The sequence below is a fragment of the Pedobacter cryoconitis genome, from assembly GCF_003259615.1.
GTDB classification, from domain to species: Bacteria; Bacteroidota; Bacteroidia; order Sphingobacteriales; family Sphingobacteriaceae; genus Pedobacter; species Pedobacter cryoconitis.
The window spans coordinates 36,610-48,828 of sequence record NZ_QLLR01000026.1; the positions used below are offsets into that span (position 1 = coordinate 36,610).

The 12,219-nt window shown below is 40.8% G+C and carries 10 protein-coding genes; 5 read left to right on the forward strand and 5 right to left on the reverse strand.

From position 1 onward, the window contains the following. Positions 1–127: 127 nt before the first annotated feature. Together LY11_RS20085 and LY11_RS20090 are read right to left on the reverse strand one after the other, a co-directional pair. Positions 128–2,446 carry a TonB-dependent receptor gene (locus LY11_RS20085; protein ID WP_111635418.1) on the reverse strand — a complete coding sequence of 773 codons (2,319 nt, stop codon included), beginning with the start codon at positions 2,444–2,446 and terminating at the stop codon, positions 128–130. Between the two features lie 144 nt (positions 2,447–2,590). Beyond that, a complete protein-coding gene (locus tag LY11_RS20090; RefSeq protein ID WP_146610879.1) occupies positions 2,591–2,935 on the reverse strand; it encodes a hypothetical protein in 345 nt (114 codons plus the stop codon). 192 nt (positions 2,936–3,127) lie between these two features. On the opposite strand from LY11_RS20090, the gene LY11_RS20095 reads away from it, so the two are divergent. The 5 genes from LY11_RS20095 to LY11_RS20115 all read left to right on the forward strand — a co-directional run bounded on the left by LY11_RS20095 (position 3,128) and on the right by LY11_RS20115 (position 8,031). Continuing rightward, positions 3,128–3,784 (forward strand): TetR family transcriptional regulator C-terminal domain-containing protein, encoded by a 657-nt coding sequence (locus LY11_RS20095; protein WP_111635420.1) that lies wholly within the window; start codon positions 3,128–3,130, stop codon positions 3,782–3,784. Continuing rightward, a complete protein-coding gene (locus tag LY11_RS20100) occupies positions 3,729–5,087 on the forward strand; it encodes an ABC1 kinase family protein (RefSeq protein WP_245952841.1) in 1,359 nt (452 codons plus the stop codon). The genes LY11_RS20095 and LY11_RS20100 overlap by 56 nt, the downstream gene beginning before the upstream one ends. Further along, on the forward strand, positions 5,084–6,541 hold the full coding sequence (locus LY11_RS20105) for an SDR family oxidoreductase (RefSeq protein ID WP_111635421.1): 1,458 nt from the start codon (positions 5,084–5,086) through the stop codon (positions 6,539–6,541). The genes LY11_RS20100 and LY11_RS20105 overlap by 4 nt, the downstream gene beginning before the upstream one ends. Positions 6,542–6,747: 206 nt before the next feature. Continuing rightward, positions 6,748–7,218 (forward strand): nuclear transport factor 2 family protein, encoded by a 471-nt coding sequence (locus LY11_RS20110; protein WP_111635422.1) that lies wholly within the window; start codon positions 6,748–6,750, stop codon positions 7,216–7,218. Positions 7,219–7,260: 42 nt separating this feature from the next. Then, complete coding sequence (locus tag LY11_RS20115) at positions 7,261–8,031, forward strand: dienelactone hydrolase family protein (protein ID WP_111635423.1); 771 nt, start codon at positions 7,261–7,263, stop codon at positions 8,029–8,031. Here the strand turns inward: LY11_RS20115 and hisS are convergent. The 3 genes from hisS to pdhA form a co-directional block, all read right to left on the reverse strand. After that, on the reverse strand, positions 8,028–9,428 hold the full coding sequence (hisS, locus tag LY11_RS20120; RefSeq protein WP_111635424.1) for a histidine--tRNA ligase: 1,401 nt from the start codon (positions 9,426–9,428) through the stop codon (positions 8,028–8,030). The two genes, LY11_RS20115 and hisS, sit on opposite strands and share 4 nt — an antisense overlap. 72 nt (positions 9,429–9,500) lie before the next feature. Next, positions 9,501–11,165 carry a pyruvate dehydrogenase complex dihydrolipoamide acetyltransferase gene (locus tag LY11_RS20125; RefSeq protein WP_111635425.1) on the reverse strand — a complete coding sequence of 555 codons (1,665 nt, stop codon included), beginning with the start codon at positions 11,163–11,165 and terminating at the stop codon, positions 9,501–9,503. A gap of 32 nt (positions 11,166–11,197) precedes the next feature. Next, the gene (pdhA, locus tag LY11_RS20130) at positions 11,198–12,193 is read right to left on the reverse strand and encodes a pyruvate dehydrogenase (acetyl-transferring) E1 component subunit alpha (RefSeq protein WP_068404218.1); all 996 of its coding nucleotides are present in this window, start codon (positions 12,191–12,193) and stop codon (positions 11,198–11,200) included. Positions 12,194–12,219 lie beyond the last annotated feature (26 nt).

Genomic DNA, 12,219 nt, shown 5'->3' on the forward strand with positions numbered 1-12,219 from the left:
CCTACAAACAAAGCAGGAAGTTGAAAGTTCTAAAACTAACGATTATTTTACAAGAAAACCCCGTTCCTTAACAGGAAGCGGGGTTTCGTTACAAACGTGTGTGTGTTTATTTGTGGTGTGTTGTGTGCTATTTTTTCAACGTAAATGGAAGCGTTACACCAAAAGTGATACTGCGTCCCATGTTGTAAATACCCAAAGTTGGGTCTTCATCACTTAATCTTCCTGGTTTAAAACGGCTCAGGTGATCATAGTAAGCTTTATTTAATAAGTTCTTACCAGCTGCATAAATCGTGATGTCCTGGTTTTTACTTAGTTTCAACGTTGTTCCAATAGCAGCGTTTAACAAGGTATAACCTGAAGTTGGCTGCTCAAAGCTATCAATCTTGGTTTGTTTAAAGTAGTTATCAATTCCTACAGAAACATAAGAATGAGAAGTACCGGCAAGAGTTGGCTCAAAACGTAATTCGTTATGTAAAGTAGCTGCAGGAATAAATGGAAGTGATTGTTTAGTGGTACGGTTTGTTGCCCTGGTATAAGAGAATCCATTCTCAAAGTGGATAAAACTAACCGGGTGTAAAGTTAACGATGCTTCTATACCACGTAAAAAGGCATTATTCTGTACAAAGTTGTACACAGGGAAAGGCCTGTCATCTACAACTTTAGTTGTTCCGTCTGTGTTATAATAAATATAATCATTGATAAAATTGGCGAAACCACCCAAACTCGCGCTTACGTATTGATTTTGATAATCAAAGGAAGCATCAAACTGATAACTCTTCTCTGGTTTAAGATTTGGATTACCTACTTCGTAACGGAATACACCTTCATGTACGCCATTAGAGGCCAGTTCTGCAATATTCGGTGCTCTGAAAGCACTTCCTGCATTTGCTTTAAAACTAAAAGCCTCATTAAATTCGTGGGTATACCCTAAGGCTCCGGTAATGTGAGAGAATTTATTGCTGAATGCAGGATAGTTTGATTCCCCGCTAAACTCTTTACCCGTCATTTTTCTATGGTCAAAACGCACACCTGCATTAAAGGTATCATCATCCCATGTTTTTTTAACAAAAGCAAAACCACCGAATGCCTGCGTATCAAAATCAGGGATCAATTGTTCACTGCCAGTCGTATTTAAGCTATGGATATATTCTCCGGAAACACCAATAACCGGTGCCCAGCCATTCACTTCTTTGAACGAATATTTAAGGTCATAACTGTATGTATAACTGTTCAGGAATAAATCAGGACCTGCATCAGCCTCACCCAGTTCTCTGCGCAAATTGTGCTGATAACCCAGGGTTGCTTTCAAACTGCCTTCCCCTAAAAGAATATTACTGTTTAACGCGATTTTATAGTGACGTACGTCTTGTTTAGGATAAGCTACTGTTCTGTCTTTATTTTGTGCATCAGAAAAAGGGTTACCGTCAGCATCAACCAGCTGACCTGCATCGTTTCTTACGGGATCATAAAAACCAATATTAGTACGGAAAACAGAAGCGTCTAAATGCGCATATCCCCATTTTTTATTCAATCCAACCTGTCCTTCAAAGTTAGTCTCATTGAAACCTGAATTCGGGACATATTCTGTTGGTGTTTTATAAGAATAAGCATTTTTGTAAGATCCGCGTGCTTTGTAGATGAAGCCATTTTCATTTCCCTGCAACATTAATGAATTACCGGTCATTCCATTGTTGGTAGAATAATTCGTCAGAAATTCACCCCTTAAAGTTCCTTCAGGTGCTGGTAATCCATCCAGGATATTGATAACCCCGCCCAAAGCGTCTGAGCCGTACATTAAACTGGCAGGGCCTCTTAGAATTTCTACACGGTCTGCACTATACTGATCGATTTCAATTCCATGTTCGTCTCCCCATTGCTGTCCTTGTTGTTTTACACCGTCATTTAAAGTAACGACACGGTTATAACTCAGACCGCGGATAACTGGTTTTGAAATTGCCGGCCCCGTAGTAATCTGAGACACGCCCGGTACACGCGAAATCGCATCCATCAGGTTCGTAGACGGACGGTATAATAAATCTGCTTTACTTACAGTAGTGACAGAGGTCGAGTTTTTACGGTTATCAGAACTGGATGCTGAACCGGTAATAACCACTTCTCTGCCTTCGATCACGCTTGGCTGTAAAGCGAATTCAAGATTTCCGGGGTTTGAAAAGTCAATTAATTGTGTGATTGTTCTATACCCGATATAACTAACCTGAACAAGGAAGCGTCCGTGTGCAGGTGCATTCTTGAAGATAAATTCTCCATTTTGGTTAGTGATTGCAGAGGTGCGTAAATCAGGAATAGTGATTGAAGCACCTGGTAATGGTGTTTTAGTTTGAGCGTCAATAATTTTGCCTTTAAATTCAGCTACATCAGCCGCAAATGTGCTGGTAAAAATAAAAGCAGAAAGTAGTACAACTAGTAATAGATGTATCTTTTTCATATGTCTGTATGGTGTTTTTTATACGAAGCATTCCTGAGCCGGAGCCCATTCAGGTTTCCTGATCAAATGTGTGTCTCTTTTGGATAATATTGCCTGAAGCCGTCCGGGTAAAACCCATCAATGCCAGCAATCAATTAGAATTGTCTATACCTGGGCTGCAGGGGGCCCGCGAAGAGAAGTACTGATCAATGCAGTATAACAAGCACCTGTTAAAGCATAGTTTTTCACTATGGCTTTACTTTCCAGTGTGGCCTGATAAGCTACTGCAGTCGTATAATAGTCTTTTTCGAAATGTGCGGAACAGATCAGACAGTTGTGTCTTTCGCTGCCCACGTGAAACTTATGCAAACATTCTTTACCGTCTTTAACGCAATAGTCTGGCTGCTCTTCATGATGATGAAGAGAGCTCCAGGGCGTAAGTGCAATGGCAAAAACCATCAACAGTAACGTCGCGAAAATCCGGCTGATATGTAAGCGTTTGTTGTTCAATTAGACACAAAAGTAATCAAATCTGCACAATTCAGGTAATCTTCCGGTAACATTGCTTTGATATAGCATAAATTATATGACAAATTCATCCGCCGATATGTCATCCGAATGCCCTTATTCAGTCACACGCCGTTTCAATAACGCATTTGGAAAACTATTCTAAGCTATAAATCGTTATTTAAAGAAAAACGTATGGCAACGTCTCAACAAATCAGAACTGCTTACATCGATTATGTGTTAACGCAGGACGAAAAACCCAAATCAGTTTATAGTTTCGTAAAAAAATTAAAGATTACAGAGGCTGAATTCTACGAGTTCTATGGCTCTTTCGAAAGTATTGAAAAAATGGTCTGGGTGGACCTGACTGTCGAAGCAATCGACGCTATTCAGCAACAGGAAGTTTGGGCGCAGTATTCTTCAAGAGACAGAATGCTGTCCTTTTTCTACAGTTATGTAGAATTACTAAAGAAACACAGAAGCTTTATTGTGTACAGTCTTAAAAGTCATCAGGATAGATTTGCTACACCGAAAGTATTGTCGGGTGTGAAACCTATTTTCGAGAACTTCGCAGAGGAATTGATTAATGAAGGGTTGGAAACAGGAGAACTGGCAGACCGTAAATTTTTCACCAAAAGGTATAAAGATGCACTTTGGGTTCAATTTGCCTTCATCCTGAATTTCTGGGTGAATGATGACAGTACCGACTTTGAAAAAACGGATGAAGCTATCGAAAAAGGGATCAATGTGACCTTTGATTTATTTCAGCGTTCTCCTATTGATAATCTTTTAGAGTATGGTAAGTTCTTATCCAGAAACGGAAAGTTTGCAGAAAGCAGGGGTAGACAATAACATGGCTGAACAAAATAGTATTCCAGTAACTAAAACAGAACGCTCTGCTAAATTCGTTAAAACAGGGTTTCAGATTGGCGGAAATTATATCAAACATTATTCTAAAAAGCTATTCAATCCGCAGTTGGGCAGGGATGAGCTGAACGAGGATAATGCGACCGATATTTATAAATCGCTGAGCGAGTTGAAAGGAAGTGCTTTGAAAATTGCACAGATGCTCAGCATGGATAAAAATATCCTCCCTAAATCTTATGTAGACAAGTTTACGCAGTCACAATATAATGCGCCGCCGCTTTCAGGGCCGCTGATTGTCCGGACATTTACCAAGAACTTCGGTAAAACACCAGAAGCGATTTATGATAAATTCAACTTGGTTTCTACGAATGCAGCGTCTATCGGACAGGTGCATGAGGCAGAGCTGAATGGCAAAAAGTTAGCGGTTAAAATTCAATATCCGGGTGTTGGAGACAGCATTTCTTCAGACCTGAAATTGGTAAAACCTTTTGCCTTCCGTTTATTGGGGATGAGTGAGAAAGAGCTTAACATTTATATCAAAGAGGTAGAGGAACGTTTGTTAGAGGAAACAGATTATGAGCTTGAAGTTCGCCGTTCTATTGAGATCACTGAGGCTTGCAAGGATCTGAATAACGTGGTCTTCCCTACTTATTATCCTGAACTTTCGGGTAAAAGGATCATCACGATGGACTGGATTGAAGGCTTACATCTTAAAGAATTTCTTCAGACCAATCCTTCTCAGGAACTCAGAAATAAAATCGGACAGGCTTTATGGGATTTTTATAATTTCCAGCAGCATGAGTTAAGGGCTGTACATGCAGACCCGCATCCCGGAAATTTCATGATTACTCCGGATGAGAAATTAGGGGTCATAGATTTTGGCTGTATTAAAGAGTTGCCTGATGATTTCTATATTCCTTTCTTTTCGCTGATTTCATCGGATGTGATCAAGGATAAAAACAAAACTATTGAAGCTTTCAGAAAGCTGGAAATGATACATCCGGGGGATGATGCTGCACAAATTGAGTTTTATTATAAAGCTTACCTGGAAATGATCCAGTTGTTCGCAAAACCTTATACCAGCAAAACTTTTGACTTCAGTCAGCCTGAGTTTTTTGCTCAGTTGTATGTTTATGGAGAGAAGATCGCCAAAATGCCAGAGTTTAAACAGGCCAGAGGGGTAAAACATTTCATTTATGTGAACCGTACAAACTTTGGTTTATACACAATTTTACAGGAATTAAAAGCCTTCGTCAAAACAGATACTTTCAATCCGCACATTACATGAAAGTCCTGCTGACCGGCGCAAACGGCTATATAGGCACCCGATTGTTACCTGTTTTACTGGAACAGGGACATGAAGTGGTTTGTATGGTTCGTGATCAGCGCCGTTTTGCAGAAGAGTCTGATTTTGATGATCAGGTTAAAATTATTACTGCCGATTTATTACAACCAGAATCTTTAAAGAATATACCTGAAGATATTGATGCCGCCTATTACCTGGTACATTCGATGTCTTCAGGAAACCAAAAGTTCGCTGAGCTGGAAGCTGAATCGGCCATGCACTTTGTGAAAGCAATACAGCAGACAAAATGCCGTCAGCTGATTTACCTCACCGGGATTGCGAATGATGTTCATCTTTCTGTGCATTTAACTTCCCGGCTTTCTGTAGAAGATGAACTTAAAAATTCAGGCATCGCCTTTACCATATTGCGGGCAGCTATCATTATCGGATCGGGCAGCGCTTCTTTTGAGATTATCCGTGATCTTGCGGAGAAACTCCCGGTTATGGTTGCGCCTAAATGGGTCAATACCCGGTGTCAGCCTATTGGTATCCGTGATGTGCTGGGTTATCTGACCGGCGTATTATTGAATGAAAAAGCTTTTAACCACATTTTTGATATTGGGGGCCCGGATATTCTGACTTATAAGGAAATGATCCTCCAGTATGCGGCTTCCAGAAATCTGAAGCGCTGGATACTCACTGTCCCTGTACTCACGCCCAGGTTATCTTCTTTATGGCTTTATTTAGTCACTGCTGTACCTTATTCTTTAGCGAGAAGCTTGGTTGACAGCATGAAAAACGAGGTGATCTGCAAAGATGAGCGGATCAAAGAGATCGTACCCGGCCCGTGTTTTACTTATAAAAAGGCGTTGAAGCTGGCCTTTGAAAAGATTGAGCAACATTCGATTGTGTCGAGCTGGAAGGATGCCTTAAATAGAGGTTATCTGGACACTTCTTTCATGGATCAGGTGAAGGTTCCTCAGAATGGTGTATTGGAATACAAAGTTAAAATGCCCTTTAAGCGGCAAACTGAAGAAGTTTTCGATAATATCTGGAGCATCGGAGGAAGCCGGGGCTGGTATTATGCAGACTGGCTTTGGAATTTAAGGGGATTTATTGATAAACTATTTGGTGGTGTGGGTACCAGGAGAGGCCGTACCAACACGGTTTCTATACATGCGGGCGATGTAATTGATTTCTGGCGGGTACTGCTTGCGGATAAGAAAAATGCGAGGTTACTGCTTTATGCAGAAATGAAAGTACCGGGAGAAGCATGGCTTGAATTCAAGGTGATTAATTATCGCGGGGAGTCATTTCTATCGCAGATTGCAACTTTCAGACCTTCAGGGTTATGGGGAAGGATTTATTGGTATGCGATGTTTCCCTTTCATATTTTTCTTTTTAAAGGGATGGCGAGACAGATTACCACCTACGTTTCAAATACTGAAGTCATTTAAAAGACAAAGGTATAGTCGCCACAACTATACCTCTGTTAACCTTAAACTTGTATATAAGACGTAAATGAATTAAAAAGGTTTCAAAGCATTTCTATTATTTTTCAACCTTTCCACATTCTACCCGGATTAGCCTCAGCTGATTAGCATTACCGCTCCGTAATTATACATATATTAGTGTTGTCCAAAAAAAGACATCATTTACTCCTATGAAACCTAACGAAAGCCTCATTCATCATTTTTACACTTGTTTTAAGAACAAAGACTTTAAGGGCATGCAAGCTTGTTATGCCGATAACGCCACTTTCAGTGATGCTGCATTTAGAGATCTGAATGCTGAACAGGTTCGCAGCATGTGGGAAATGCTGATTAAAAGCGGTAAAGATCTGCGTGTGGAATACAACCATGTCCAAACAGACGGGGAAACAGGCACTGCTGAATGGGTAGCACATTATACATTTTCTGCTACCGGGAAAAAGGTAGTCAACAGGATTAAAGCATCCTTCATTTTTGAAAACGGAAAGATTGTTCAGCATGAAGATCATTTCAGTTTTTATAAATGGTCAAGCCAGGCTTTGGGCTTACCGGGCATTTTATTGGGCTGGACAAACTTTCTGAAAAATAAGGTCCGCAAACGGGCGGCAGAGAACCTGCGTTTATACATGGCGGCCCGCAATTAAACATTATACATTCATTGCTTGTTATACTAAAAAAATAAATAGATGAAACCAATACTTACCATCGCTATGACACTGATCGTTTCTGGCTCCTTCGCACAGCTTAAACCTGTTGCTTACCAGGATGGCCAGCAGCAATTAAAAGGGCTCGTGATTTCACCCGCCAAAGCCACACAAAAAAAAGCAGGGGTACTGATCTTACCAGCTTGGAAAGGGATAGATAACAATGCGAAAGAAACAGCCGTAAAATTAGCCGGACTGGGTTATTATGCTTTTGTAGCTGATATTTATGGGGAGGGACATTACCCGAAAGATGCAAAAGAAGCCGGCCAGCAGTCGGGTTATTATAAAAAGAATGTTGCTGCTTACCAGCAAAGAATTAAGCTTGCTTTAGCACAATTAGTGAAAGCGGGTGCTGATCCATCCAGAATCATTGTGATTGGTTATTGCTTTGGGGGTACGGGAGCTTTAGAAGCTGCCAGAGCTGATATGCCTGTTAAAGGTGTTGTTTCTATCCATGGCGGTCTGGCACAATATGCTGGTGAAAGAGCTGTAAATCCTATTCATACCAAGGTATTGGTTTTACATGGCGCGGATGATCCATCTATGACCAATGAACAGGTTTTAGGTTTTCAGCAGGAAATGAGAACTGCAAAAGCAGACTGGCAAATGATTGAGTACGCGAATGCTGTACATGCGTTCACCGACCGTGAAGCGGGCAATGACAATTCCAAAGGCGCAGCCTATAATGAGCTGGCCTCGAAAAGGTCATGGAAACATATGTTGTTATTCTTCGATGAAATATTAGCCAATTAACTGGCTGATATTTCTGCTTTAAGTATTTCAATAATGGCAGCAGCAGTAATTTTCTGCTGTTCGCCTGTATTCATATTTTTGAAAGTCAGGATGCCGCTTTGCAATTCATCACTTCCGATCAGGATCACATAAGGGATTGATTTAGCATCTGCATAACCCATCTGTTTTTTAAGTTTTGCTGAGGATGGGTAAAGTTCTGCAGCAATGTCCGCGTCTCTTAATTGTTGTAATAAAGGTAAAGCGTAAAGTTCTGATTCTGCATCAAAGTTACTGATCAGCACTTTTGTTCCGGCGGCGGCAGATTCCGGAAACAGGTTTAATTCTTGTAAAACATCATAAATACGGTCAGCTCCGAAAGAGATCCCTACTCCTGTCAGTCCTTTTAATCCGAACATTCCAGTCAGGTCATCATAACGGCCACCTCCGCAAATACTACCCATTGCTGCTTCATTGGTTTTCACCTCGAAGATACAGCCAGTATAGTAGTTCAGGCCGCGGGCTAATGTAATATCCAGTTCCAGATCCGGTTGTCTCAAATCACTGTTTTTTAACAAGCCCTGTACATAGGTAAATACTGTTTCAATTTCAGCAATTCCTTTTAATCCGACTTCTGAAGTTGCCAGCACTTCTTTTAAACGGTCTAGTTTTTCTGCATTTGTTCCTTCTAAAAGGATTACTGGTTTTAACTGCGTAATATCATCTTCTGTAAAGCCTCTTTCCAGCAGTTCTTTGGTTACGCCTTCAAAACCGATCTTATCCAGTTTATCGATGGCAACGGTCATGTCAATGATCAGTTCTGGTTTACCGATAATTTCAGCAATTCCAGAAAGGATTTTCCGGTTATTCAGTTTAATGGTAAAGTCAGTCATTCCCAGGTTGCAGAGTGCTTCCTGGTAGATCAGTACAAATTCAGCTTCGTTCAACAGGCTTTCTGAACCTACTACATCCACATCGCACTGATAAAATTCACGGTAACGTCCTTTTTGAGGTCTGTCAGCTCTCCATACGGGCTGGATCTGGAAACGTTTGAAAGGAAGGGCTATATCATTCTGGTGCATCACTACGTAGCGTGCAAAGGGTACAGTTAAGTCGTAACGTAATGCTTTCTCACTAATGGACGAAATCAGTGCATTAGAGTTTAAATTGCTTAAATGATCCGCATTGGCTTTAGAAAGGTAATCTCCTGAGTTCAGGATCTTAAAAATCAGTTTATCGCCTTCATCACCGTATTTACCAGTCAGGGTAGAAAGATTTTCCATCGAAGGAGTCTGTATTTCAGCATAACCATATTTCTTAAATACCTTTTTGATGGTATCGAATATGTAATTACGTTTCACCATTTCCTGAGGTGAAAAATCACGGGTTCCTTTTGCTAAAGACGGTTTAATGTTTGACATGGGGGCAAAAGTACAAAAAGTAGAACGCATAAAAAAAGCTGCCGAAGCAGCTTTTTAAATATTTCAATATTATTAAACCAATAATCTTACTGGTTCTTCTAATAATGCTTTGAATGTTTGTAAGAATGCAGCACCTGTAGCGCCATCTACCGTACGGTGATCACAGCTCAAAGTAACTTTCATTACATTTCCAGGAACAACAGCACCATTTTTAACTACTGGTACTTGTGAAATCCCGCCTACAGCAAGGATACAAGAATCAGGTGTGTTAATAATCGCTGTAAATTCATCAATACCAAACATACCTAAATTAGATACGGTGAAAGTTGAACCTTCCCAGTCTGAAGGCTGAAGTTTTTTAGCTTTTGCACGTTGTGCGAAATCTTTAACCTCAGCTGAGATACGTGACAATGATTTTCCATCAGCAAAACGTACTACCGGAACTAATAATCCGTCTTCAACGGCAATAGCTACACCTACGTTCACGTGCTCATTGTAACGGATTTTATCTCCTAACCATGAAGAGTTCACGTTTGGATGTTGTTTTAAAGCAACAGCCACTGCTTTGATCACTAAATCATTGAATGAAAGTTTAACCGGAGAGAATTCATTCATCTTCACACGTGCAGCCATCGCAGCATCCATATCAATACTCATCGTAAGATAGAAGTGCGGTGCAGTGAACAAGCTTTCTGATAATCTTTTCGCGATTACTTTACGCATTTGAGAAACTGGTTTCTCTGTATATTTTTCTTCGCCGATATATTGTGCAAGAACTGGTGCTGATTTTTCAGCAGATGCAGGGGCTGAAGCAGCTTCTGTACCTTTTGCAGCCGCAGCAGCAGGCTTGAAGTTCTCAATATCTTTTTTAATGATACGGCCACCATCAGCACTACCTGCAACCTGTGCAAGATCTATACCTTTTTCTTTTGCAATTCTCTTAGCTAAAGGAGAAGCTTTCAGGCGTGAACCGTCAGCTGTATGTGTTTCTTCCTGTGCTTCTGCAGGAGCAGCAGCAGCAGCAGCAGCAGCTTCTTTAACAGGAGCGTCAGCTTTATCTGCAGCAGGTTTTGCCGGAGCATCACCCTGGTTTAAGATACCGCTTATATCAAATCCTTCCGGACCTACAATCGCGATGATACCGTTTACTTTCGCAGCAGCACCTTTTTCTACTCCAATATGTAATAAAGTTCCATCTGCATAACCCATTACTTCCATAGTCGCCTTATCGGTTTCCACATCAGCAAGGATGTCATCATTTTTAATTTTATCACCTACTTTTTTATGCCATTCAGCAATTACGCCTTCAGTCATGGTATCGCTTAACAATGGCATACGTACTACTGTAACGCCTTGTTTTTCCAGATCAGCATCAGTTACCGCAGCACCTTTTGCTTCAGCTTTGGGAGCTTCTTCAGCAGGTTTTACTTCCGCAGCTTTTTCCTCTTTTGCCGGTGCAGCAGCACCTTCTGCGTCAAGAGCAGCTTTATAATCTTCGCCTTCTTTACCAATAACTGCAATTACAGCATCAACAGGAACAGCTTTACCTTCTTCTACACCAATAAAAAGGATGGTGCCATCCCAGTAGGATTCCAGATCCATAGTCGCCTTATCGGTTTCTACTTCTGCCAGAACGTCTCCACTTTTAACTTTATCGCCAACTTTTTTATGCCACTTCGCCATTACCCCTTCGGTCATGGTGTCGCTCATTTTGGGCATCTTAACTACTTCAGCCATTCTATAATATCAATTGAAAATAGGTTGTAAAATTAATCTTGGATATATGGATAGTCTTGTTGCACGTAAACATCAGTATATAATTCTGATGCTTCCGGCCATGGTGACTCTTCAGCAAATTTCACAGATTCATCCACGATCTGTTTCACTTTAGCTTCAATTTCTTCAATCCATGCCTGATCAGCATACTTTTCGTTCAGAATAGTTTCTCTTACTGATTCAATCGGATCTTTAGCTTTATATTCTTCTAATTCGTCTTTAGTACGATATTTAGCAGGGTCAGACATCGAATGTCCACGGTAACGGTAAGTTCTCATTTCCAGGAAGGTTGGTCCTTCACCATTACGTGCACGCTGTGCGGCTTCATCCATTGCGTTGTGAACAGCAACAGGGTCCATTCCGTCAACCGGAGCACATGGCATATCGAATCCTAAACCGATTTTATATAGGTCTAACATGTTAGTTGTACGCTCTACAGAAGTTCCCATTGCATAACCGTTGTTCTCACAAACAAAAATTACAGGAAGTTTCCATAACATGGCCATATTGAAGGCTTCATTTAATGCGCCCTGACGAACAGCACCATCACCCATATAGCAAACGTTAACATTTTTAGTCCCTTTATATTTTTCAGCAAATGCGATACCTGCACCTAATGGGATCTGACCACCTACGATTCCGTGACCACCATAAAAATTATGTTCTTTGCTAAACATGTGCATTGAACCACCTTTACCTTTGGAACAGCCGGTAGCTTTACCGTACATTTCTGCCATTATACTGTTTGCACTTACACCTTTCGCCAAAGCATGAGCGTGATCACGATAAGCGGTGATCATAGAATCTTCAGGTTGTAATGCAGAAATCGCTCCGGCAACAACAGCCTCCTGACCGATGTATAGATGACAAAAACCACGGATTTTCTGTTGTCCGTAAAGTTGACCAGTTTTCTCTTCGAATTTACGCATTAGTAACATCGACTCAAACCACTTCAGATAGGTATCCTTATTAATTTCTACTGCACTCATTTTTGGCTATTGATTTTTATTTATGA

Coding starts and splice junctions, on each gene's coding strand:
- LY11_RS20085 (WP_111635418.1), bottom strand. CDS start 2,446: ATGAAAAAGATACATCTATTACTAGTTGTACTACTTTCTGCTTTTATT.
- LY11_RS20095 (WP_111635420.1), top strand. CDS start 3,128: ATGGCAACGTCTCAACAAATCAGAACTGCTTACATCGATTATGTGTTA.
- LY11_RS20100 (WP_245952841.1), top strand. CDS start 3,729: ATGGTAAGTTCTTATCCAGAAACGGAAAGTTTGCAGAAAGCAGGGGTA.
- LY11_RS20105 (WP_111635421.1), top strand. CDS start 5,084: ATGAAAGTCCTGCTGACCGGCGCAAACGGCTATATAGGCACCCGATTG.
- LY11_RS20110 (WP_111635422.1), top strand. CDS start 6,748: ATGAAACCTAACGAAAGCCTCATTCATCATTTTTACACTTGTTTTAAG.
- LY11_RS20115 (WP_111635423.1), top strand. CDS start 7,261: ATGAAACCAATACTTACCATCGCTATGACACTGATCGTTTCTGGCTCC.
- hisS (WP_111635424.1), bottom strand. CDS start 9,428: ATGTCAAACATTAAACCGTCTTTAGCAAAAGGAACCCGTGATTTTTCA.
- LY11_RS20125 (WP_111635425.1), bottom strand. CDS start 11,165: ATGGCTGAAGTAGTTAAGATGCCCAAAATGAGCGACACCATGACCGAA.
- pdhA (WP_068404218.1), bottom strand. CDS start 12,193: ATGAGTGCAGTAGAAATTAATAAGGATACCTATCTGAAGTGGTTTGAG.